This window comes from Virgibacillus dokdonensis (assembly GCF_900166595.1).
GTDB lineage: Bacteria > Bacillota > Bacilli > Bacillales > Amphibacillaceae > Virgibacillus > Virgibacillus dokdonensis.
Window position 1 is genome coordinate 96,770 of the sequence record NZ_LT745762.1, and the last position, 24,930, is coordinate 121,699.

The 24,930-nt window shown below is 35.3% G+C and carries 19 protein-coding genes; 2 read left to right on the forward strand and 17 right to left on the reverse strand.

Annotated features, from left to right (window positions below; all coding sequences use genetic code 11):
* Positions 1-187: 187 nt before the first annotated feature.
* The 17 genes from B2C77_RS00870 to B2C77_RS00950 all read right to left on the reverse strand — a co-directional run bounded on the left by B2C77_RS00870 (position 188) and on the right by B2C77_RS00950 (position 23,153).
* Positions 188-358 carry a FeoB-associated Cys-rich membrane protein gene (locus B2C77_RS00870; protein WP_077701899.1) on the reverse strand — a complete coding sequence of 57 codons (171 nt, stop codon included), beginning with the start codon at positions 356-358 and terminating at the stop codon, positions 188-190.
* Positions 359-375: 17 nt separating this feature from the next.
* Complete coding sequence (gene feoB / locus B2C77_RS00875) at positions 376-2,388, reverse strand: ferrous iron transport protein B (protein ID WP_077701900.1); 2,013 nt, start codon at positions 2,386-2,388, stop codon at positions 376-378.
* A gap of 3 nt (positions 2,389-2,391) precedes the next feature.
* The gene (locus tag B2C77_RS00880; RefSeq protein ID WP_077701901.1) at positions 2,392-2,613 is read right to left on the reverse strand and encodes a FeoA family protein; all 222 of its coding nucleotides are present in this window, start codon (positions 2,611-2,613) and stop codon (positions 2,392-2,394) included.
* 429 nt (positions 2,614-3,042) lie between these two features.
* Positions 3,043-6,231: a DEAD/DEAH box helicase gene (locus B2C77_RS00885; protein ID WP_077701902.1), complete on the reverse strand. Its 3,189-nt coding sequence runs from the start codon at positions 6,229-6,231 to the stop codon at positions 3,043-3,045.
* A 2-nt stretch (positions 6,232-6,233) separates the two neighbouring features.
* Positions 6,234-7,034, reverse strand: a complete 801-nt coding sequence (locus B2C77_RS00890) for a hypothetical protein (RefSeq protein WP_077701903.1) — start codon at positions 7,032-7,034, stop codon at positions 6,234-6,236.
* A gap of 251 nt (positions 7,035-7,285) precedes the next feature.
* The gene (locus B2C77_RS00895) at positions 7,286-10,627 is read right to left on the reverse strand and encodes a DEAD/DEAH box helicase family protein (RefSeq protein WP_077701904.1); all 3,342 of its coding nucleotides are present in this window, start codon (positions 10,625-10,627) and stop codon (positions 7,286-7,288) included.
* Between the two features lie 9 nt (positions 10,628-10,636).
* On the reverse strand, positions 10,637-11,773 hold the full coding sequence (locus tag B2C77_RS00900; protein ID WP_077701905.1) for a restriction endonuclease subunit S: 1,137 nt from the start codon (positions 11,771-11,773) through the stop codon (positions 10,637-10,639).
* On the reverse strand, positions 11,770-13,236 hold the full coding sequence (locus B2C77_RS00905; RefSeq protein ID WP_077701906.1) for a type I restriction-modification system subunit M: 1,467 nt from the start codon (positions 13,234-13,236) through the stop codon (positions 11,770-11,772). The genes B2C77_RS00900 and B2C77_RS00905 overlap by 4 nt, the downstream gene beginning before the upstream one ends.
* 659 nt (positions 13,237-13,895) lie before the next feature.
* Complete coding sequence (locus B2C77_RS00910) at positions 13,896-14,567, reverse strand: restriction endonuclease (protein WP_077701907.1); 672 nt, start codon at positions 14,565-14,567, stop codon at positions 13,896-13,898.
* Positions 14,568-14,849: 282 nt separating this feature from the next.
* A complete protein-coding gene (locus tag B2C77_RS00915) occupies positions 14,850-16,043 on the reverse strand; it encodes an IS256 family transposase (RefSeq protein ID WP_077701822.1) in 1,194 nt (397 codons plus the stop codon).
* Between the two features lie 452 nt (positions 16,044-16,495).
* The gene (locus B2C77_RS00920) at positions 16,496-17,020 is read right to left on the reverse strand and encodes a hypothetical protein (protein ID WP_176087249.1); all 525 of its coding nucleotides are present in this window, start codon (positions 17,018-17,020) and stop codon (positions 16,496-16,498) included.
* Positions 17,021-17,175: 155 nt separating this feature from the next.
* The gene (locus B2C77_RS00925) at positions 17,176-20,073 is read right to left on the reverse strand and encodes a DEAD/DEAH box helicase (protein WP_077701909.1); all 2,898 of its coding nucleotides are present in this window, start codon (positions 20,071-20,073) and stop codon (positions 17,176-17,178) included.
* 29 nt (positions 20,074-20,102) lie between these two features.
* On the reverse strand, positions 20,103-20,501 hold the full coding sequence (locus B2C77_RS00930) for a (deoxy)nucleoside triphosphate pyrophosphohydrolase (RefSeq protein WP_077701910.1): 399 nt from the start codon (positions 20,499-20,501) through the stop codon (positions 20,103-20,105).
* Between the two features lie 240 nt (positions 20,502-20,741).
* Complete coding sequence (locus tag B2C77_RS00935; protein WP_077701911.1) at positions 20,742-21,251, reverse strand: hypothetical protein; 510 nt, start codon at positions 21,249-21,251, stop codon at positions 20,742-20,744.
* A gap of 167 nt (positions 21,252-21,418) precedes the next feature.
* Complete coding sequence (locus B2C77_RS00940) at positions 21,419-21,718, reverse strand: hypothetical protein (RefSeq protein WP_077701912.1); 300 nt, start codon at positions 21,716-21,718, stop codon at positions 21,419-21,421.
* 13 nt (positions 21,719-21,731) lie between these two features.
* Entirely contained in the window at positions 21,732-22,502 is a 771-nt protein-coding gene (locus tag B2C77_RS00945; RefSeq protein WP_077701913.1) for a hypothetical protein, read from the reverse strand.
* Between the two features lie 165 nt (positions 22,503-22,667).
* Complete coding sequence (locus tag B2C77_RS00950) at positions 22,668-23,153, reverse strand: hypothetical protein (RefSeq protein WP_077701914.1); 486 nt, start codon at positions 23,151-23,153, stop codon at positions 22,668-22,670.
* Between the two features lie 107 nt (positions 23,154-23,260).
* Between B2C77_RS00950 and B2C77_RS00955 the strand changes: the two genes are divergently transcribed.
* Positions 23,261-23,554 (forward strand): DUF1433 domain-containing protein, encoded by a 294-nt coding sequence (locus tag B2C77_RS00955; protein WP_164085400.1) that lies wholly within the window; start codon positions 23,261-23,263, stop codon positions 23,552-23,554.
* A gap of 196 nt (positions 23,555-23,750) precedes the next feature.
* On the forward strand, positions 23,751-24,866 hold the full coding sequence (locus B2C77_RS00960; RefSeq protein WP_077701916.1) for an IS4 family transposase: 1,116 nt from the start codon (positions 23,751-23,753) through the stop codon (positions 24,864-24,866).
* Positions 24,867-24,930: the final 64 nt, after the last annotated feature.

The following is a 24,930-nucleotide window of genomic DNA, read 5'->3' on the forward strand; positions in this document are numbered from 1 at the left end:
AAGCATTATAGCAAAAATAATGGTGGAGAAGCACTAAGACAATCATAGATTTTACACCAAAAAGCCCTCATCTTAGATAAGGACTTTTTTTCACTATATTCTTTTGACAGCAGCAGAACATTTCTGAACTGTTCATTCCACTTTTTACTATATGCATGTAAAAACGTTACGCTCACCAAAAGGGGAGCTAGTTCTTCTCCGTCATAGAAGTAGATTCCGTTTCAGAGCAAGAACCGCTACATGACTTATTGAGCGGACAAGCTGCACACTTTCCTTGTTTGCTTTTTTTAATGTGGCGAAACATCATCCAACCCGCATAACCAAATATAATTAAACCAAGGAAGATATTTACAATCATGAATTGCGCCTCCTTTTTTAAAAGAATAGTCCTCCAATTTGATAGATGACAAGGGAAATGATATATGCAATAACCAAGGAATAGATCACGGAAACATAGGTCCACTTTTTAGAAGCCGTTTCTTTTCTAATCGTAGCTACCGTCGCTAAGCACGGGATATACAGCAATATAAATGACATGAAACTCAATGCAGATAGCGCAGAATATTGCGTGCTTAATACGCCTGTTAGTGACGCTGTATCCGGCGCGTGATACATAATATTCATCGTGGACACAACGACTTCTTTGGCTAGAAATCCTGTCAGTAAGGAAGCCGCTGCTTGCCATGTTCCAAATCCTAATGGTTCAAAAATAGGTGCTAACACACCACCAATGAATGCCAGAAAACTATCATCCATTTCCACATTCAATCCGTGCGGTCCTGCATAAGTTAGTACCCATATTAAAACCGACCCAGCAAAAATAAACGTCCCTGCTTTACGGATAAATCCTTTCCCTTTTTCCCATGTACTTCTCCATAACGTTAAAGCCTGTGGTACACGGTACGGAGGCAACTCAATAACGAACACACTCTTCTCCTTTTGTAAAAATAAAAAAGAAAATATTCTTGCCATTACCATAGCTACGACAATGCCAAGCACATATAAAGAAAAGACCACTAATGCTCGATGATTCACAAAAAAAGCACCAACGAATAAAGCATATACAGGGAGCCGCGCTGAGCAAGACATTAAAGGAGTTAGCAAAATGGTTAACAGCCTTTCTTTTGGTTGTTCAATGGTACGTGCTGCCATAATTCCCGGAACATTACATCCGAAGCCGATGATCATTGGAATAAAAGCTTTTCCGTTCAGTCCAATCGATTCCATGATGCGATCCATTACCATAGCGACCCGAGCCATGTAACCAGAATCCTCTAAAAAAGAAATCAGGAAAAACATGATAAAAATTTGCGGAACAAACACGAGCACTCCGCCGACACCAGCAATAATTCCATTTAGTATTAAATCCTTTATAAAGTTAGAAGCACCAATAGCATGCAAGCCATTCTCCGTCCAAGTGGTTAATGGACCAGACATAAAGCCATCTAATACATCCGAAAGCGGTGTTCCTAGCCAATCAAACGTCAACATGAACACGACATACATAAAGAATAAGAAAATAGGCAAACCAAGAAATTTGTTTGTTACAATTCGATCAATCATATCCGTCGTAGTCGTTTTCGTTGACGAGGTGACTGTTGTAGTTTGTTCCAATAGATGCGTAATGTTTTGGTCTCGCATATGATAGATGAATTGTCTTAAAGAGTGAGCATATCCGCGGTTTACCAGTTCTTCTTCCACTTCTTGCTTTATCTGTTCCAGCAAAGCTGTATTGGGCATATACTGCGATAAATAGGATATGAAACGTTTATTGCCCTCTAAATATTGCACAGCCATCCATCTTTTGTTCAAGTTCACATCGTCTGGAAGAAGCTCGCTCATTTGCTCAATGATTTCTTCTAAAAACCCATAGTCTACTTTAAAAGTAGGAGTACCCGGCGATTTTTTCCTTGTATCGCTCGTTAGTTCCTTTGTTAAAAGATCACAGCCCTTACCAGTTCGAGCAATTATTGGAACTACACGAACACCCAATATATCGCTTAGCTTCTTTTCATTGATTTGAATCCCTCGCGTTTGCGCGACATCTACCATATTCAGTCCTACGATAAGTGGCTTGCCAAATTCGATTAATTGTATCGTTAGCTGTAGATTTCGTTTTAGTTGCGAGGCATCAACAATATTTAATATTTTTTCAAATTCATCTGTTAATAAAAATTCTGTCACCACTTCTTCATCTTTAGAAAGCGGATTTAAAGAGTATATGCCAGGCAAGTCAACAAGCAAATCTGTTTGGTGGCGAAGCTTTCCTACCTTTTTTTCAATCGTTACACCGCTCCAGTTCCCTACATATGCATAAGAACCTGTTAAATGATTAAACAAGGACGTTTTACCTGTATTCGGGTTTCCTAGTAATGCAAACTGTGACATATGTTAGCTCACCCCTATACGTGATGCCTCTTTGCGGCGTAAACCGAGACATTGTCCACATACTTCAACCATGACAGGTCCTCCGAACGGCATGGTGCATTTCAAACAAATCTCTTGTCCTTCCACGAGCCCCATATCAATTAAGCGTTGTTTTACTATATCATTTAATTTTGTAACATCTGATACGACAGCTGTTTTACCTTGCTGTAAATCTGTGAGATTCATGATGTCGTCCTCCTATTACGCACACTATTAATAATGATAATTATTCTCAATTAATTGTATCATATAATTGAAGAGAAAAGAGGAGATATTTATTACAATTTTGTTGCTTTGTGTAGAGAATGTCTAGAATTAGTGAGGGGACGTGAGGTATTTATTCTGTTGCCTGGGGTAAAAGCGCTAGCTATTTAACAAATAACTTTGTCTGTTATATTAAGAAGTTTTTAAAATTAAATTTTTTAGTACTAATGATAATGGGGCGATTACCAAACATAGCCATACTATTCGTATAAAGCCAGCGATTTCATAACTACACCTGCTTTAAAAACCACTTCAATTGAATGAATAGTTCGAGGAATTTCTGCCGTGGTATAGTATATAGGTAGCCATCTTAAGGATGTGATGACTACCCCTTTTTCATCTAATCTTCTTTTAACCATTTAAGATCTGCCAAATATCCTTGTATTCTTGTCCCGTGAGTTTCTTACCTTTAGAAACTTTATCCCATTCTTCATCTTCAAGACTAGCTATCCAGTTAGTTGCACTTGTAGATGAAGCCTCCGTTAATTTGTTGGTTTCCATATACATTCTCCCCATATCTGTTGCTATACTTCTTGGCACATTCGTAGATCGCATTAATACAGCTTCACTTGAATTTACTCCATAATATATCATGGCAGGTAAGTTTTTAACTTGTAACTTTTCCTCTTCACTTAAATGATCAAATTCTATTCCGTTCGTTGGGAGTTTTAATAAAGACGAAATACCCCATGATGCGGCATTAACAATTTTGGAATAAACTGCGCGGCAGCATTCTGTAATCATTTCTTCGTTTGAAGAGCCAAAATATTTACTAGAAATATCATCAAGCGTATTACCGGAAACCCAATCATTTATCATATCTGATAAAAACCTACCATCTGTAAATCCACCAGGACTTATGTCATTTAAACTACTTTTAATTTCAGGTATTGTTAACATGACTCCCATTAAATCTTTTAGGTTACCATTACTAGAAAATATATTACTGTTACTCCATGCATCTCTAGTTAAATTTAATTCATTAACAGCTCCGATTGCTCTACTAACAGCCTCTGGTGAAAAACCTGTACTATCAGATAAAGTGGAGATCCCTTTGTTTTTATCTAACTTTTCCGCATACTTTCGCACCTGATGAAGTAGCATTCTACGTTTATTAGGTTCAATAGAATGAAACCCAAAGGTTCTTCTTAAAAAGAGCTCCACATTTGCATTAAAGCTGCCTAACTCTTTTGATTGATTATACATGTGGGCAAGATATTGTAAAAAAGAAGACCATCTGGAATCAACATAAATCAAACTACCTAAATCATCATCTTCTCCTAATCTTTCCAGATCATTAACCATTTCAACCAAAGTAGATACCAAATCTTCTGTAGATTTTTGTAAGTATGCCTTTAATAAAGTGAGTTCTTTCTCTTTTTCTCTCTTATTATTCCCTATAACAATGCCTACTAACCCTAGTGTACCTTGATCGGCTCTACCTGAACGACCAACTAAATTCCAGAAATCTTTTGTCGGCATTTTTTTATAGGGATAGGCGTAAGACGCCATGATAACAGTAGATACTGGAAAGTTAATTCCTTGTGCAATGGTAGTCGTTGCTACTAATACTTTTAACTTTCCTTTTTCCATTAGAGATTCCATTAAGAATCTTATTTCATCAGGTATACCGGAATGATGTACTCCGATACCTTTATCGATTAAACCACTTAAAACAAAGCTTTCCCCTAATTCTGCCTCAATGAACTTTTTTACTAAACGTAACTCTTTATCAAGGTCAATATTTGGAAGATAATTAGATAGTTCTTTAGCTACATTCCAACAATATCTTGGTTGTTGACATATTACTAGAATCCCATTTCTATCTATAAGTTGTTTTGTCGCTGCGACAGCTAGCTTTGATTTTGTTAATTTACTCCTCGTTTCATTAATAGGAGTGCCTTTTCCGATTTCCATAACTTCCTCTATCTTTATTCTTTCTCTCTCCGTAATTAATGTTTGATATTTATTTTTCCACGCTCGCCTCTCTCCTTCAGGATATATTGCTCCAATCAATCGATCATTGGGTTGCCAAGAAATACCTACACTTATATCATTTGGACTATCTGGATCTAACCATGATGCGATTTCGGCACTATTAGGTATAAATGGAGTTAACAATAAAAAGTTTGCTCTCGGGCAATCATTTTTAATATTTGCCATTAAAATTTCATAATTCATTCCCCTATTTTCATCTTCTAAATTATGAGCTTCATCAACAACTGCTAGCGCTAAAGGTCTCTGTAGATCTTCTTCCATTCCATTTCTAATCAATAAATTTAGTTTTTCAGCAGTTGTAACTAAGACATCGAAGCTATTGGAATGCTGTTTTATTAAATTATTTTCAAATAAGTCAACATCTAATGAACCACTCACTTTATCTACTCTTACTCCAATAGGGTTTAGATCTCGTCTTAGCCTATTAGTTATTTGGTTTACAAGAGCTCTTGTTGGTACAATATAAGCTACCCATCCATTCTCATCCGTAAATTGGTTTAATGCTTGAAGAATTCTAAACTCAGCTAAAGCCGTTTTCCCACTAGAAGTAGGCATATCTACAATAACAGCCTTATGAGCAGGATCTAAAAGACCTTTTTCTAAAATAGCAGCCCTTTGCGGATATAAAAGCTCAAAAATAGGGTTATTAGACTTCGTTATTGTTTCAATAAACTTACTTACACGAGAATTAACTCTTTGCGTAACCATCCAAATCGAGTTAGATATCATTTGTTGAAGCATGCTTTTTAATAAGACTAATATTACATTCATCTCCATATTAGAACTTGCTTCAGCTGATTCCAAAGCTTTATCAAAATGAAAATCTATTTGTTCCCTAATTTGCATTGGTTTACCATTAATCATAAATGTTGCAGTTAAATCAACAGCCTTTGCTAAATGGTATAAACCGATTAATTCAAATGCACTACCCTTTAGATACTCAGGTTCAACTTCATTTAAATAACTCTTTTCAAACCTTTTTTGTTCTTCCCTAAGTTCAACAATTATAGTACTTGCTTTATGTAAGTCTTGCCAATTTAACTTTCTAATAAGATACAAGAATGCAGTATATATTTTCTTAAAAAGCCTTAAATCCCATTTAATTTCATCTTCATTCACTGACCAAGCTTGCTCATTTTCTATTAAGAATCTTCTCCCATCTTGCCATCTCTGCCCAAGATAAGAATATGTTATGAGCTTATAAATATATTTAATCTTATCAATATCCAATTCTGGCATCGGAAGTGCCCTTAATAGTATAAATGAAATCTGGCATATTTTGTGAAACGTATTTTTCTCTTCATCACTAGTTAATTGTTCATTTTGTAGTTCAATCACCGCTAATTCCAAAACGTCAAGAACATGTTGTATTAAAGTAGTTTCAGACTCAGATAAAGCGCTACTATCATCGGAATTTATAGAAACAAAACTATTTGCTAATGAAGCACTAACCAGTTGCCGATCTGCTATTTCAATAGCTTTATTACATTCATCATTTGATAAAGTTTTTAAAAGCCAATGATTTGGCACTTGTCTACTCATAGTTAATCACTCCGATTTAACGCATTTATCCAATTATTATTATCCATTTTATACCCACTATAAATACCAATCAATTCTATATCCATTTCATTCGGTATATTTTTATTAATAGTCTTAGCCCTAGTCTGTAAATCTTTCTCGGATACCTCCGTATCTCTTACCAATACGCCAACTAATTTTACTTTCTCTCTTTTACTTTGGTGATAATTATGTAGAGCTGCAATACACCGTTGTTTAAATTCACCTTTTATCATGGTTGCTTTTCCCCAAATCCATTTAACTAAATCATTTCGTTTTTCTTCTTTATCCCTTAACGTTTCTAATTGATAAATCATCCCAGTCTTACCATATACTACGTTCGGTGGTCTTCTTTTATCACTAGATGTTTTCACTTCACCAAATAAAAAAACAGTTTCCCCATCTACATCACAAATACCAACAAGATCCGCCCCAGTATCATTTCCCATTGGATTTTTAGCATCTCTAGAGTGATTATAATAAAATTTTGCACCGCGTCGATCTTCGAGTACACTTTCTGCTAAGTATTCTCCTATTCGCCAGCTATTTTCAACTTCTCTACTTGTAAAAATATCTATCAAATTCTCTGCGGTAAACCCAGTGTCCATTAGGCCCTTTTCAGCTTCTTCTGCCAATCCTTTCACCCAGTCCGTATCAGCAAATTTATGTTTAACTCTGGTTGCAATATATTCCTGAAACTTCCCTTCAAAGAACAGTAACCCTCGATATGTTACATTTATTTCACCAAAAGGTTTATAATATACTTCTTGCATATATTCGTCCATTTGCAAAACCCCTACATTCCCCATTTTATCTTTATTATACTAGATTGTAAGTTTTATTGTTAGTTTTCACTCTATTCAAAAATTTACCTCCTCCCTATATTCTCGTCTAAAATGGTACTACCGTTTACTGTTCCGCAACTTGAATTCCCAAAAACAAAAAAGGAGTTGAAATTAAAACATTTTGCTCTTTTAATAACAACTCCTAATCATGGACCATATACAATTGCGACTTTATTTGAAATCTCCTTCGACTAAGCACCTTCCGTAAAGTTACTATTTGCATTAATGCTATCGATCACGTTAATGATTCCTTTCGCATCTTCCATTTTATCTTCAAAAATTTCTGTAATGCTACCAAGGGATCGAAATGGATCTTCTCGTAACACTTTCTTCTCCAGATAACCATTAGCAACAATATAGTCAATAATTTGATGAACAAATTTTATTTGGTTGCTATTCAATCTCTCTTCTGATAAAAAGGATGAAAAAGCTTCTAAAGCTGAACGGCGATTGAGCCCAACTGTCTGACGAACTAATTTAGTAATTGGTGTCTCGCCAAACTCTTTTTCATAATCTTCTTTGGTACCTAGCTCTTTCCATAAAATATGCTCTAACTGCTCGACATCTTGCTTCGTAAGTGGTTTATTATGATGTAATTTATAAATAGCCATTTGATCTTGATGTTCTTTTAAATATTGGCTCACTTTTTTACGATAGTTTTGTAAATTATTCGTACTGTAAAAATTACCTTTTCCTTCTGCGATGATTTGAAATTCATCTGTGAAATTCGTATAGTAATCTTTACGATGTTCTTTTTCTAAGAATTTTACTAAATCTCTCATAATTAGTCGTACTTCATCCAAATCCACCATATTTGCTTCTTGCCAAAATTCATCCGACTGTACTTGTTGTAACGTTTCTCGATTTTCTTTAATTTGTGGAATTGTACCTAACTCACTTAATCTTTCTGCTGTATTTATAACTCGGTTAATGGGTTTCGTTGCTGGGCTTGCAGTAACATACGCCAACATAATCATATACATGACTAAATCAAAGCGCTTCGCCATTTCTTCCTCCTCATTTGCTAAAATGAGTGGTGCGATATGTTCTTTTATATCGTTTACATTTTGCACAGTTAACGAATCCCAATTCGCTTTATTTTTAAATTGATGGATATATCGAAGCTGCATGCGTACTTGAAAATGCTCTTCATTTAACAAAGCAATTTCTTTTTGAAGTTCTTCTACTAATGCTTGGCGAAACGACATATACGGTTCTTCTTGGAAGTCCATATGTTGTAAATGTCTTACTATATCAAGCTTCGTCTCAAATAATCGTTGCGTTAGACTAACAACAACGGAACCTTCCACTCCCTTTGCATTTTCACGGAAAAACTCAAAATTGCGTAAGTAATCAAAGATGATAAAGTATTCCTTATCTTTACCTGGACCAAACAAATCTGGACACAACCGAGTTCCCCGACCAATCATTTGCCAGAACTTAGACTTGGAGCGTACTTTTTTGAAAAAGACTAGATTAACTATTTCGGGTATATCGATGCCTGTGTCCAACATATCAACAGATACAGCAATATATGGTGGCTTATCTTTGGTAGCAAAATCATCAATTAACGTATCGACATAATTCACACTGTAATCGATTTGTTTACAGTAACTGCCACTATATTGCGGATAAAGCTTGTTAAACCTTTCCACGATATGTTTCGCATGTTTGGAATTTTTAGCAAAGATGATCGTTTTTCCTATTCGATCTCCACCTTCCACTTTAACTCCTTTTTCCATCAAATCGGTGAGCACATGGTCAACGGTTTGATTATTAAACAACCATTTATTAATCGCATCACTACTAATATAGTCCCCTACTTCATCATCAAATGTTTCCTCAAATGCTTCTTTTTCTTCTTCTGATAGATCGTCATAACGCAAACCATCATCCATCATTTTCGAAGAGACTTCAATAGAATAGTAATCAACAAGGTAACCATCATCCACTGCTTGTTTTAATTCATAGGCGTAGGTAGGGTTACCTGTTTCTAAACCGAATATATCGTATGTATTCTTATCGATTTCATCTTTCGGTGTTGCCGTTAAACCAATTAACAGACTGTCAAAATAGTCGAAGATTGCTTTATATTTTCGATAGATACTGCGATGGCTTTCATCAATGATGATCAGATCAAAATGACCAACTGTGAACAGTCGATGACCATCTCTTTTTTTTATATTATCAATCGCATTCATCATGGTTGGATATGTAGAAAACACCATTCGACTTAACGCTGGATCTTCTTTGTTGTCTAGCAAATTACATAGACTTAGAGAAGGCAGCAATTCGTTAAAAGCTTTTTTCGCCTGTTTAACAAGCGCCGTCCTGTCAGCTAAGAAGAGAATGTTCTTCACCCAATTATGACGGATAAGTACATCAACAATGGAAATAGCTGTCCGTGTTTTTCCTGAACCAGTTGCCATCACTAGTAATGCTTCTCGTTCTTTATTGTTAATTGCCTCTACGACATTCGTTATTGCCTCTTTCTGATATGCTCGATTCGTAATATTGTCATTGATATTAATATTTTTTAACGGGCGTTTTAGCTCTCTTCTCGATATCAACACTTCTACATCTTCTTTTGTATAAAAGCCAGACACTTTACGTTCAGGATATTCTGTGTCATCCCATATACGTGTGTCAAATCCATTGGTAAAGAAAATGATTGGTCGTTGTCCGTGCATTACTTCCACACAGTCGGCATATAATTTCGCTTGTTGTTTTCCTCGATATATATCCACCGATGTTTTTTTCGCTTCCACAATGGCAATTGGTTTCCCATTATCGCCTAATAAAGCGTAATCAATCGAACCAGCTTGAGCTACGTTAGGCATTCCCGTAACCGGATATTCTTCAATAACATTTTTGCCAAACTCCCAACCAGCAAGTTTTAACTCTACGTCGATAAATAGTTTACGCGTTTTATGCTCGGATAGTTGATCGACTTGATAATCATAGTTTTCTGTGTTCGCTTTTCGTTTTTCTGTTAATTCTTTACGCAAGGCTAGATTTTGTTGGATCATTTCTTCCAACTTTTGATCTTTGGAGCTTAATTTATCGTATAAATTTTGATACTCTTCCGGCCGTTTTCTTGGTTGATTTCCAACATAAAGATTCGTCTCATCAAATACTTTCTCTTGATGGTTGAATGAATAGCAATAGCTAATCCAATCGATAAATTGATGAAGATTCCGCAGAGAAGTAACCGCTTCCTCACGGCTGATTTTGGAATTGGTATGCACCGCCACATTTCCTAATTTAATAATATATTTCAACAATGGAAATAAATCTTGATCAATTATATCTCGAAATGACCGCGCGTGAATCAAGCTTGATAAGTTATCTTGATAAGGCATATGCAACTCCTCATCGGATTTATATAACCATTTCACAGCTAATTCTAACGCACGGCGACTTAAAATAGCACACGTAGCAGGGCTAACTTGGAGGCTCTTCTCCGCCTCCAAGCAAGCTGCAGTAAATTCGTTAAATTGTTTTTCACTTTCTAAAAAAGCAAAGTTGGACATTCAATCACCTCATCTACAGTTGGTGTCTTCGTCTTGGAATAGTTCCCCTTTGAACGCTTTTTGCATGAGAGAGTTGTAAAGATTTTCATAGTGTTTTAGACTGTTTTTCATTACTTCAATCCTTATGATAATTTCTTTTAATTTATTTTCGTATTCATCTTGTAACTTTTTTGGTGGAATTATTATAGGTATTGATTGCAATTCTTTAGCATTAATGTTTGCCATGCCAACAATATTTTTAGCCATATTAAACAAATAACGCTTTCCATAATTAGAATTTAAATATCCAGATATAAAATGAGCATTAGCTAAGTTATTTGGAACTAACTTTACTAAGTATCCAGCATATGCAACTGGGTCATTTTTATCATAAACTGCAGTTTTCCCAACTAATTCCTTACTATTTGTTCGATTGAAAAGAAGGTCACCTTTAGAAACTAGATATTTGGTCTTTTCTTTTTCATCTAAGTCAATAAACTTTAAATTATCCAGTACTAATTCCCCTTCATAGGTGATATTATTCATTCTTAATATAGGATATTGTCCTTCTGTTTCACTAGCTTTTTTACTTGAACCATATTGTGTAAATGCAGTTAAATCACGTATTCTTCCTTTCTTCCATTTCTTTGTATTAAGTTGTGGGTCACCAAACATATCATAAAAAATACTTTGCTTTAAGTTTGATAATGCTGTGATTTGTTGTTGTCTTAATTTTCCTAATTTGTTAGCTGTTTCAAGGGCTTTAATAATTTGCAACTGTTCTTTTTTACTTACCAGTGGAATAATAGCATTTGTGAGATTACCTAATTTTATATATTTTATAACACCACCTATAGACTCACTGCGTAATTGATTCACATACTGCTTTAAAAAATAGTATAAATACTTATTATCTAGAATATTAGTATTCAATGATTCAATAATATAGGTACGTTGATAAGCATCAAATTTCCCATTGTAATACTTAACATTCAAATCACCATTACCAGCAACCAATACACATTCACAATCATATGAATAGCTGTTTATTGTTAAAGTGTTATTTGAACAAGTAAAAAACGGATACTCTCCCTGATCTATAGCTGCATTTGCATTTAATTTTCCCGTTTTTATTTTTGTTAAATCACCTAATTTTTTAAATTTCATTTCAAGTGCTCCTCTAGAGTTGCAATATCATCTTGAATTTGAGCTTCATGCTTTTTAATTATTTTCAATATCTCTTCCGGCTCTTCATATTCTACTTCTTCATACTCGATCTCTTTATACTTATTAATCGATAAGTCATATTCATTTTCCCGAATTTCGTCTGCTGGTACGAAGAAAGATTGGTCTGTTCTTTTTCTTTCGGCTTCTTTATCCAAATGTTCAAATCGCTCGACGAGGTCTGGAATATCATTTTCTGCAATTGGTGCGCGTTTATCATCCAATGAATAGCCGTCTGCTTGCATATCATAAAACCAAACCTTGTCTGTTCCACCTGCTCCTGTTTTCGTAAAGATAAGGACGGCAGTAGAAACTCCAGCGTACGGTTTGAATACACCACTAGGCATTTTAATAACAGCTTCTAATTTATGATGGTCAATGATTTCTTTTCGGATTGCTTTATGCGCATTCGAACTTCCAAACAAAATACCATCTGGTACAATGGCTGCTGCTCGACCGCCTTTTTTTAACAGCTGTAAAAACAAACTTAAAAATAAAATCTCTGTCTTTTTCGTTTTCGTTATCCGCAATAGGTCATCGGATACTGAATCATAGTCTAACGAACCTTTAAATGGAGGATTAGCTAAAACCATCGTGTACTTTTCACGATCTTTATTTTGCTCCGAAAGACTATCACGATAGCTAATATTGGGATGATCGACTTCGTGCAACATCATATTCATAGCACCTATCCGAAGCATTGTATTGTCTATTTCAAAGCCGTGGAACATATGCTTATTAAAATGCTCACGCAACCCTTGTACATAGAACATATCATTATAATTTTCTCGTAAATATTGACTTGCAGAGACGAGAAAACCAGCTGAACCTGCTGCTGGATCAACAATAATGTCTTCAGGTGTTGGCTTCATCAACCTTACAATCATATCAATAATATGGCGAGGCGTACGGAACTGACCATTTGTCCCAGAAGTACTTAATTTAGAAAGTAAATACTCATATAAATCACCAAGTGTATCATTCTGCTCTTTACTTGATGTATTATCAGGTAGTGCATTAATTCCAGCAACGACTCTAGATAACAACGAAGCTGTTGGAATAACAAAAACAGCATCCTTTAAATACTTTGCGTAGGCTGAATTCTTGCCGCCCATATTTTTAATAAAAGGAAATACTTCCTGTGATACCACTTGATACATTTCTTCTGACCCCATATTAGAAAAATGAGACCAGCGTAACTGTGGCTTGTCTTTTGGAAAGATACCTTCTTCTTCTATGCCTAGAAATTCATTATCCTTCTCTCGTTTCATTTCACGGTCATCCAGACCTTTTATATAAAGTAAATATGTAAATTGTTCGATAACGGTTAATGGGTTCGTAATACCACCTGTCCAAAATGTTTCCCATATTTTATCGACTTTGTTGCGAAGTTCTCCTGTAATCATGTTAAAAGTGACACCTCATATTATTTTTATTTTTACTATTCCACTACAAATGAACTGCAGATAAACGATTATAAGCTCTGATACATCATTCCACACGACACAAAATCTTTTTAAGACTTTTGATCCATTTACTCTTCTATTATGAATGCAGCGTCTCTATAATTACTTTTTATTGCTATCTTTTATTTTAGCCGATAATGCCAGGCAATTACAATAAAGTAAATCTTCAATCAGTAGGAACTCTTCCTACTCCACACAGATTGTTTCTTCGTTCAGAGGCAAGACCAAAGACCTCTTTTGCTTTTAAAAAAACGATGATCATTGACTGGAAACATCGGAATACAGTTAGGATATTGTTATGCTTAAAATATAATCTGGCTCTATAGCTTTTAAAGCAAATGAACATGATACAAATCTTTAGCGAGTATGTAAACACTGTCTTTGTAAAGCCACGAATAGTATAGAAGTACCCCTTTGTTACACTTCTAGTGATGGAATAAAACTTCACAAGAAAAAAAGGGCACAAGAATGCAACCTGATCTTTTGACGTAGACACAAAGCAGCCTTATGGGAAAATAATTAAAATCTATCATTAAGATTTTTAGCATCAAAAAAGCGGAGAACCCTTCCGTGCCACGTAATTCCTAGCCATCCCTCTTTTAACTAGAATTCTTTGCTAACTCTGATTTCCGCCATTTTTCTATTCGACTTCTCACCCAATCAATATGATCGCATCGAATATTATATTTATCTGCTTCCATTAACGCCTGACAAGTATAACCAGAGCTAGTAATAAACCTTGCCAATACACAATTATAATTCCTCTTTGCTGAGTTAAGTTCTCTCATTTCTCTTACAGTAATTTGATTATTAGATAATAAATAATGTTTGATTTGAACTGCTTCATTAGCTTGATGGTGGCGATTGTAAATAATTAAATCAACGCCACCATCTGCTCCATTAGCTGTTTGCCTTGGCTTATATCCTCGTGCCTTAAAATATAAATAACAAATTCGTTCAAACTCTCGCCAAGAAAGTTCTTCTAATGGAGATTCTATTATTTCCTTATCGCTTCTTAACTGATGAAAGACTTTTTTGCTTTTATGCCCTTTGGAATTATTTTTACGCGAAGAACTTACCCGTTTTTTGCCCTTCCCTTTTACCGGCAGTACTTTATACATGATTCCATTAATGATAGGGGTGGCGATTAATATTCCCAGAAAACTATACATATTTGTACCATGAAAAACATTCCAATACAGATATAAGCTTATCATTAAGAAGAGTCCTGAAATAACATTAGCCAATGATTTTCTAACTTGCTTATTCATGTGGGTGTGTCAATAATTTTGTGTAAATCCCCTTTTGTAGATGTTAACTCTGAATAAATAATCAGGAAATCTCTATAGCCACAGCGTTAGCTGCTTGTCCTTGACCTTGTGCCTCTTCTTTGTGATTCGCTGTGTTGGGCATAGGGGACCCTGCCAGCGAGAGTATAGAAGAGTACGGTCGTGGTACCATAAAAAAGCGGGTGGAGCCTTATGTGGCTATATTTTCTGCACCCGCCAGTAGATATACACCACGACCGTAAACAAGGTCAAGGATGGCGGGTTCTAAGTCCCATTTTCCAGAGATTCGAACAAGGCAACTAATTCAGATTTTGCCTGATCAAAGCCTCGATGGCAGCGCATGCTGAATTTATGATTATACTCTAGAAATCGCGTGACAAGAAAACGTTCTAAAGCCTCCTTGTTTGGAAACTGCTCTTTTCGTTTGACGTATCTCTTTATTTCTTTATTGAAGGCTTCAATTAAATTTGTCGAATAGATACTCCGTCGAATAGAGGCAGGGAACTCATAAAATGTTAATAATTGTTCATTTTTTACAACTGCGTCAATGACACGTGGATATGTCTTTTCCCATTTGCTTTGAAACTGTTCTAACGCTTGTAGGGCTTCTTTTTTGTCTATGGCATGATAAACCGTTTTAAAGTCACTAAGTATCTCTGCACGGTCTTTGACACGAACCTTCTTAGCAATATTGCGGGCAACATGGACACAGCACACCTGATGCTTTGCTTTAGGATAGACACGGTGAATAGCATCTGTCATGCCAGTTAGACCGTCTGAGATGAAGAGCAGAACGTCTGCAACACCACGCTGATATAGTTCCTGCATCAATTCTTCCCATACGTGTGCGGATTCTGTTGGTGCAATAGTAAAGTCTAATACTTCTTTTATGCCGTCTTCCGTGATCCCAATTGCAATATATACAGACTCTTTCTCTACCGTGTTACGACGGATAGGGATTTGAGTAGCATCTAAGTAAATGCATGCGTAACGGTTTTCTAATTTACGTTCATGAAATGCTTGTACATCTTCTGCTACCAATTTTGTTAAGTTAGATACGGTCTGTTTGGTGTAATGATGTCCGTACATTCGTTCGATTAGATGTGCGATTTCATCTGTTGTGATTCCCTTTTCATAAAGGTGAATAACAAACTGTTCCAGCGTGTCATTAGAACGCTTATATGGAGCCACTGTTTGTTGTTGAAATTCTCCGTTCCTATCCCTTGGTATACGAAGTTGTAGCTCACCGTACTCCGTCTTAAAAGTACGGTCATAAAACCCATTACGAGAGTTACCTGAATGAACTCCCTTGCGTTCATACGGTTCGTAATCCAGAAATACAGTTAATTCATGCTTTAGTAATTGGTTAATAGCTTCTTCTAGATGACGGCGAAAAACTTCTTCAATATCTTGTTTTTTTGCTAGTGCTTCAATTAAATCTGTAGTAAGATGGTTCATAGGGAAGACCTCTTTTCTGTGAATTTTGTGTGCTAACTTTATTCTACAAAAAGGGTCTTCCTTTTTCTATGAACTTGTTTAATTGGTATTTCTATTTACACAAAATATTTTACACTCTCATTCATGTTGAACACATCCTACATCTAAAATATAATGCTTGCATCATTTCTATATATTACCATTATTTAGCATAGGATGTGTATAAAAGATGGATGAACTACACTGAACATTTCCGTTAATTCGTGACTAAATCATTTCATTGTCTTTGTAATTGGTTTAAAAACCATAATACTTCTTCACTTTTTGTTATGGAGCAATTTAAGTGCAATATATTACCTTTTCCAATTGTTAATCTTGGGTATCTTTGTTAAAACGAAGAGGTAAATCTTTGAATATATACCAAAGGTAATATAGTGATAAAAAGCTTTCAGAGAAAAAAATACCTTCTTTACTTATAAGTACTCCATCTGCCCTACTCCTAAATATGTATTGAGATAAGCCAAAATAGAATCCCTTTTCTTTATGTTATTCTTTTTCATTAACGATGCTTTTAGTTTTTCTGAAATATTCTCCTCCAGCAATAAACTAAAGCTCATTTTTTTGCAAATTGAACAACCTTCATAGTTACTAAATGCCTTACAAACGGCTTTTATATTATCAATATTTACAGAAAAAGATCCACTTCCCTCTTTATCGCTTTCAACTTTTTCAAGCGAAGCTGTCTTTATTTCTTCTAACATTTCTATAAAAAGATCATGCGGATAAGAAGTTCCCGTTATATCCAAGGACTTTTTATCATCTAAGTAAAGCACTCCATCTTTCAACTTTACTGATGCCGTATTATTTAATTGTTCCCATGAAAAGATCCCTTTCCCTCGACCAATTAGTCTCCAGTAAGCCCCCTTATGGGTAAAACACACTCCACTCTTCTTAGGAAAACAACTTAAAAATGCAATTACACGAACATCAGCAGGCAAATCGAACTTTTTATGGATATGGTTCATAATGCTTGTCCGGAATATAATGATAGAATAGATCAGCTTGCTGATAATTTGCGATTACATCTTCTACATTAACTTGTGCTCCCCTCCAAACCGCCTCTCCCCATTATTCCTGTTAAATTTTAATTTCCCTATGTATCCCCATGTATGATATAACGATACAGCTTATGGTCCATAGCTTTATCTAAAATCATATCCATATGGACAACCGGAATTTGTTTTCCATTTTTATCTATCATGGTGTCCTGCTTAACAGTCTCTTTGTCAGGGAGTGTTCTACCTACGTAGTAAAAGCCCCTACCCTCATCATCATCTTTTTTAATAAACAGGTGCATATCCATATTTGTTTCTTCTGCATGGAGAATCTTTTTCACTTCTTTTGATGCCAAGGTTCTTTTGTTACGAGTATACCACTTCAATACCTTTGGACTTATAAATTCATCCCCATAATTAACGTTGGCTTCTACTGCATGATTTTTGTGATATGTCACGAAAATGGGACATGTGTCGTACTTTGGTTTATACCCATAAACCGTTGCACTCTCATCATTCTTCCAATTCAGTAACTTACATGCATCTCTTCTCGTATATTTTTCATACCTGGTAAAAGGTTCGCCTGGATTATATTTTTTATTTCGTTCTAAACCACTCTTAACCACATCTTTGACTAAATCTTTAAATACAGAGTTAGTCTGTAAACTTTGGTTTATATCATCATTAAATGAATAAGTGCAGCCGTTGTTAAGCTCAATAATCGGTTTGCTTCCATACTTCTTTTGATCTGTTTGCGTAAAAAAGGATAAATCAAAAACGCGTTCCACAGACTCTCTAGTCTGATTATCAACTATACAACCGGCTCCTTTTAATTCCTTCTCAAAATCCTTGAGAGAAACAGTCCCTTGCTCTAATAACAGCTTAAGCAATATAAGCTCATGCTTTCGTTTCCCATCTAACACTTCCAGAGATAACATAGTTACAACAGCGTTTTCATATGCACTTATAGTAGAAATATTTTCTTTCATTTTTAACAAAAACGCATAATGATTTTTAAATTTCCTTGCAATGACTACAGGATCGAGGGAATGATTTATAATAAAATCAAATAAAAATGGCGTTCTACCAATTCGGTTTTTCAGTTCCGCGAATGCTTCTTTGAATACTTTCATTGCTGTTAAATTGCTAGCATTAATGGACTTAAATATCTGTTTCTTAGCAATCTCTTCAAAGTTAACCGTTGAAACGCCCTTAATATAACTTGATTCTGTTGCTTTCCTACGTATATTATCCTTATTTTGCGACCTATCTCCTGAAAGAGCTATTGGTATCAGGTAATTATTTTTATAGTTACCAATGAAATCAATGACAGTCACAAACTCCTTAGATTGATGCTTGCGAAGGCCACGCCCTAATTGCTGTATGAAAATAATACTTGATTGTGTTTGCCTTAACATGACAACTTGATTAACACTCGGAATATCAATACCTTCATTAAAAATATCAACTGTTATAATGTAATCCAAAGAACCATTTTCGAGGCGATTCACTTGATACATGCGTTCTTCCTGCGAGTGATCTCCCGTTAAAGCAACAGTTCGGAAACCTCTTTGATTTAGAGCATCTGATAATTTTGCGGCTTCCTCTTTTCGACTACAGAACATCAACCCTTTTACTGAACTACCTGAGTGCCCATAGTAGTGTAGCTTATCAAGAATATGTTCTACCCTTTCATCTGTGACGAGTTTTGATAGAATTGCTGTATCGTCAATTACCTCTCCATTGTACTCCAAATCTGTAACACCAAAATAATGAAACGGGCAAAGCATATCTTCTTCTAATGCTTCTTGCAACCGAATCTCATAGGCAATATTATAATCAAACAACTCATATATGTTAAAGTCATCCGTACGCTCAGGTGTTGCTGTCATCCCCAATAAGAATGCAGGTTGAAAATAATCCAATACTTTTAAATAAGAATCCGCACCTGCTTTATGAACCTCATCAATTAAAATATAATCAAACTCCTGACAATCAAATTGCTTCAAGGTTTCCGGTTTAGAAATCGTTTGTATCGTTGTGAATAAATACTTTGCATCCATTTGTTTATGCGAGCCAGACAGAATTCCAAAGTCCTTGCTAAGACCTCCCATCACTCGTTGAAAATCTGATTTAGCTTTATGTAAAATTTGCTCTCTATGTACGACAAATAACATTCGTTTTGGGGCAACACGACGTACATCGAACGCAGCCAGGTAAGTTTTCCCTGTTCCTGTTGCTGATATGACAAGCCCTTTATCATGTCCTTCATCTCTTACCCGTTTTATTTCTGCCAATGCCGCGGTCTGCATTTTATTCGGTTTTATATTTGTCGCGGTTTTTAAAGGATTATCCTCATAATCTACGGGAAGTTCTACTACTTTACCAGCAGCTTGATATGCAACAGGTGTATATACCTCTTCATAAGATTTAATCCATTCATTGGTTAAAGGAGTTGCACTATTCCAAACATCCTCAAATTGATTTTTAAAGTGATTAATTATTTCTCCATCTAAATAAGATGTAAGCTTAACATTCCACTCATAATTCACCTTCAACGCTTGAGCAGTAAGATTTGAACTTCCAACAATCAAAGAGAAATACTTATCATGCTCAAATATATAACCCTTAGAATGAAATCCTTCTTTATCGGTTAATCTTACTTCTACGTTCGTTATTTTCATTAATTCCTTAAAAATTTTCGGTTGATTAAAATTCAAAAATGTAGATGTTAAAATTCGACCGTGAATTCCTTTTCTTTTCATATCTAAAAGATGAGATTTTAGCGTTGCCAAGCCACTTTCCGTAATAAAAGCAACGGAGAAAATAAATGAATGACAACTGTTCATCTCCTCGATTATGGAGGACAATACATCTTCATTTTTCTGTGTATTATTCACTAATAACTTTGGTTTATATGTATCTATTTTTCCATAATTTCGATCTATGAATCCCTTATACAAGGAATCTTCTAAATTTCTAAGAAAGTTTTCCATCTTACCACCAACCAAACGAAATGATTACTTTAGATAACTGATTCATTCACCAATTTTTCGACTGCCGGAATATCTGCTGGTGCCCAATCTAACATATGCAGTTCTTGTTTTGGTAACCATTTTATTGTTTTATGTTCAGTTAAAACTGGCTCACTTCCTATAAGCGTACAATAAAACGTAGTCAAGTGTACAATCCCAAATTCGTATTCGTACACCGTGTGATCCAGCTGACTACCAACTTTAATATTGCATTGCATTTCCTCTGCAATTTCTCGTTTTAAGGCATCTTTTGGCGTCTCACTGTTTTCTATCTTACCTCCAGGAAACTCCCATTTGTAAGCCAACGTTTTTGTTGCTCCTCTCTGAGCACATAGAACTTTATTATCATTAATGATGACTGCTCCAACGACATAAATGTTTTTTTTCAACGAATACCTCTCCTATTTGCTATTGTTAGTATCTATTATACTAGAATAACGATCCTTTAAAAGAACTTCAGGTTACGAATACTAGTCAATTTTAGCGAGAGTCCCTGAAACGATAATCTAAACTGTACTTTTAGGATATATTCCCTTGTCTCAAACAGAAAAAATCAGCTTTCCTTGGACTTACTTATGAGTTTTTTCCATGTTAACATTGCCTAAATTGACTGCTTTCTCATGTTTGGGTTAGAATAGACCTTCCAATTGTGTTATCAATCTTTCCCAATTTGATGCATCAAACCATTCAATTTCTTCGGTATGATACCGACCTAATTTTACAGTTATGGGGTTGGATATTTCCTTATGGTATATCCGCCATTCCAAACAGTTGGTATATACAACGGTGTTAAATTTTTTAATATGCTCTTTCAATTGTTCTTGCTCATCAATCGTTTCGCCTAAACCATTTTTAAATGGCAAATATTTAACTTCTACAGTAGCGCAAGGATCTGGCTTATCTTTATGTAAGATGAGCAAATCAGGAAATCCAGCTCCACTAATGTAACGAGGATAATCATCGCCGCTCCATTTTCTTCTACTGGATACATTTATTACATTGTATTCCTCGGAAAGTGTTCCTCGTATCAACAACTCCACTATAAAATAAAGCCCTACTTCTACACTGTTTCTTGCGTTTATAAGCTCCACCTCCGATTGATACTTTGCAAAATCAACTTCATATCTAACTTTCGTCATATGCTTTTCCTCCTAAAGTCTTTGATACAAAAATATTGTAGTTGGTAGTTACCTGTTAGCTGCATAGTCAGCGTGTGTGTAAATGGGGCTTTTATGATATTAAAAACACCTTCAGTAACTTGGAACTTATACGCTTTATTTTTTAACAAACCCATTTAAAAAAATCATTACAACTGAATACTTTCATAAGCAATATTACGTTTAACGTTCATGCTTGATATCCTTAAAGCATTCATTTCAAGGCGTTCTACTAGTGCTCTGTTTGCCTTACCGTCAAATTGTTGAGCTAAAACATCTTTCACTTGGGAATGCTTTTCATAAAGTGACTCATCATAAAAACAATCATCAAAGGATGTTCTAAATTCCTTTGCTTTTTTTTGCAAAACATCTCTTATGTGTGTTCTCAATGCTTCCTTTTGCTTTCGTCTAATTAAGTAATTTTCCCACCATTCTTCCCATTCTTTCAAGCTGCTCACTCCTTTAGTTTTTAATCCCAAACCATTGGGCAAGAATTTGGTCTATACGTTCAAAATCTCGAGCCATCTTTTCCATATGATGGGCTATTTCCCCTGTGTCCTTTTGCAGGTCTTTTAAAGTAGCCAATAAATCCTCAAATTCATCCAAATCAAGCAACATGGGAATGCCGTCTTCCATCTTTACTATTTCGTGAAGCGCATCCTCTACATCTGCAATGGTTAATTTATCATAAGCCCCTAATCCTGCTGTTCCTATAAATGTATTTTTTATTTCGCTCATATCTGCAAAATAATGATCTAAAAATTTTATGAGTGCTTTTCTTGTTATAGCTAGATGTTCTTCACTATTTTTCAGATCCGTAGCTAGTGCATTCATTAGTGCAGATTGTATGACAATCGAAAAATCCTCAACACCGTTATTTTTTAATTCAAGTGGAGATTTGGTTATACCACCCATAGAAAGCGATCCCTGTATGATTTCAACGAATAAATAATCGGAATTAAAATACCCGTCTTTATTGTATAAATCTTTTTCCAAATAATTCTTTATCCCATGAGTAGCAAGTCCAACGCCCTTTGTTTCGACAGGGTCCTTCATATAATATACAGAACCAACGGAATGCTTATAAAAAGTGCCGACGACGTCGTTAGGATACGTATAGGAGATAATATTATCTTTAAACTCGCCATTTAAAGCACGTTCCTGGTCTTCTTTGGATAATAAATGAAACACATCTGCTGCGGCAAAAGTAACCGCATTGGCATCATGTTTCACAGCATAATATTGAGCCAGACCTCCGCCAAGAGAATGGCCTGGCCTGTAAAAACGATGTTGTCCGATCCGTGTTTCTTTACGTATTTTTCTACCACTTGTTCAGCTACTGTAAATTGATTTTTGGTGTCATATGTGAGGGTTTTATCTTTGGAGTCAAACTTAGCTTTACCAGTTAATAAAGCAGCATCTTGAGGGTGTTCCTAAATAAGGTGTTTTTCTATAATCTTTTTTGGTATAATCGGAATCACCAAGAACAATTCCTTGGATGTCTTCTTCCACATCTTTTAGGGTTTCAGAATAGTCTACATCTTTTTGGTTATAAACAATATACCCATTTTTCAATTCTGCTCCACCCCCGGCACCAGCCAACCTAGCATCTTGAGAGGGTGTCCCTAAGTATTTTTCTTTCACTTTGGTTGTGGTTGTTTTAGGAAGTTCCGTTCCCCTAAAACTGATAACGATTTCATCTGTATCATCGTTTTGGAGCACATATCCATGTAAACCTGTATCGGAGTCTTTAATAGTTTCGATGTTTTCCCAAACTTGTATATGATAATCTGTTTCAATGAAAATCTTTCTTGGAATCTGTTTATAAGATTGCCTAGAAATTGTAGAAGCGGTGAGGTCTGTTATATTGTTATAATTTACCAAAATTGCGCCCTCCATACTTTGATAATAGTTAGGAAGTGAAACGAATGAAAAAACTCTTAATTCTAATATTTTTAACTGTTACAATTATACTATTGGGAGGTTGTTTTGTGAAATCAAATGAGGAAGATTTTAATAATAATACAATTCTCAAGGCGGAAAAAACTATAGAAAGTTATTTGAGTAACAATTTTAAAAATATCCATACAATAACTTTTAAAAAGAATGATCATAGTACTCCTATGGGTGGGATGGTAATTAGCGGTACAGTAAATAATAATGAAAAAGCAACTTTCTCCATTGATGTTGATTATGAAAATGATTTTAAAATTATTTCTAGCGCTGTAGGAAAAGAATTCCCTGAGAGAAAAGAGGAGTGCAAAGAAAAAACATGCGATTATTAAATTTGTAAAATTTATTTTTACTAATGTCGCTTTTTTGCACCTATAGTTTATAGTTTTTCACTAGCGTTGCATTAATTAAATCTGATGATTAAAAATACTAAAAATGTTCAAAAATTAGTGTTCATACAACAAAAAAATCCTTTACAATGGAAGTACAGGTGGTTCCTGTCCAAATCCAAAAGTAAAGGATAACTGCATGGACAAGAATACACTAAAATCATCATTTGGTAAATGGGTTTCACCTATAAATACGAAAAAACTATATGAACAAGTAGAAGAAAATAAACAAGATTACTACACAAAAAAACTGACAACGGAAGCGTATATAAAGTTGCTGTTGCTTGCTCAATTACAAGGATTTGAGAGCTTGGAAGAGATGAGCGATGCACTAATAGATGGTGAACTTCAGAAAGTATTGGGGTTTGAATCGATTAGCCCATCGCAACTTTCAAGGAAGAACAATGAAATGAATCCAGCCATCCTTTCCCATTTATTCTTTGATCTTGCATACAAAATCAAAGGTCTCCAATTTAAAAATGGGAAATACATGCCATTAAAAATCATTGATTCTAGCACGCTTCCATTAAACTTAACGAATCATAAGTGGGCGAAATTCCGTAAAACAAAAGCAGGAGTTAAGCTACATTTACGACTTGTATTTATGGATAAGGGCACCGTCTATCCTGAAAAAACTGTGATTACAACAGCCAAAGAACATGACAGAAATCAACTGGAAGTTCTCGTAGATGACAAAGAAGCCATGTATGTGTTTGACCGTGGATATGTTGACTATGAACGATTTGACCGAATGACGGATGAAGGCTACTTTTTCGTGTCCAGACTAAAGAAAAACGCCGTCATTCGTGAAGTAGAATCATTTTCTGTACCTAAAGATGCTACAGCTTTATCCGACAAGATGGTTTACATCGGTTCGACGCAAAATCGCACAGAGAATGTATTCCGTCTACTTGAAGTAGTGGATACAAAGGGGAACATTTTGCGATTAATTACTAACCGTTTCGATCTAAATTCCGAAGAGATTAGTGAAATTTACCGTCAACGGTGGGCCATAGAGCTATTTTTCAAATGGCTCAAACAGCATGTAGAGATCAAACACTTTTATGGTATGAGCGAAACTGCCATTCAAAATCAAATCTTCCTTGCGCTCATTGCTTACTGTTTACATGTACTTATCCAGTTAGCGATGAGGAGTAAGAAGTCCTTACTCCGAATTAGCCGCTGGTTAAATAAAGTGCTGTGGAAACCTGCGTACATCTGGATCCGCAGATTTGACGATAGATCTATTCCGTAAATACATACACTGTCGTTGTTGCTAATAGTTTAATTGTATAATTTTTCCAAATGGACAGCCCACC

Coding starts and splice junctions, on each gene's coding strand:
- B2C77_RS00900 (WP_077701905.1), bottom strand. CDS start 11,773: ATGAAATTTAAAAAATTAGGTGATTTAACAAAAATAAAAACGGGAAAA.
- B2C77_RS00925 (WP_077701909.1), bottom strand. CDS start 20,073: ATGGAAAACTTTCTTAGAAATTTAGAAGATTCCTTGTATAAGGGATTC.
- B2C77_RS00895 (WP_077701904.1), bottom strand. CDS start 10,627: ATGTCCAACTTTGCTTTTTTAGAAAGTGAAAAACAATTTAACGAATTT.
- B2C77_RS00905 (WP_077701906.1), bottom strand. CDS start 13,236: ATGATTACAGGAGAACTTCGCAACAAAGTCGATAAAATATGGGAAACA.
- B2C77_RS00960 (WP_077701916.1), top strand. CDS start 23,751: ATGGACAAGAATACACTAAAATCATCATTTGGTAAATGGGTTTCACCT.
- feoB (WP_077701900.1), bottom strand. CDS start 2,388: ATGTCACAGTTTGCATTACTAGGAAACCCGAATACAGGTAAAACGTCC.
- B2C77_RS00870 (WP_077701899.1), bottom strand. CDS start 358: ATGATTGTAAATATCTTCCTTGGTTTAATTATATTTGGTTATGCGGGT.
- B2C77_RS00890 (WP_077701903.1), bottom strand. CDS start 7,034: ATGGACGAATATATGCAAGAAGTATATTATAAACCTTTTGGTGAAATA.
- B2C77_RS00915 (WP_077701822.1), bottom strand. CDS start 16,043: ATGAACCATCTTACTACAGATTTAATTGAAGCACTAGCAAAAAAACAA.
- B2C77_RS00910 (WP_077701907.1), bottom strand. CDS start 14,567: ATGAATAAGCAAGTTAGAAAATCATTGGCTAATGTTATTTCAGGACTC.
- B2C77_RS00880 (WP_077701901.1), bottom strand. CDS start 2,613: ATGAATCTCACAGATTTACAGCAAGGTAAAACAGCTGTCGTATCAGAT.
- B2C77_RS00935 (WP_077701911.1), bottom strand. CDS start 21,251: ATGACGAAAGTTAGATATGAAGTTGATTTTGCAAAGTATCAATCGGAG.
- B2C77_RS00885 (WP_077701902.1), bottom strand. CDS start 6,231: ATGAGTAGACAAGTGCCAAATCATTGGCTTTTAAAAACTTTATCAAAT.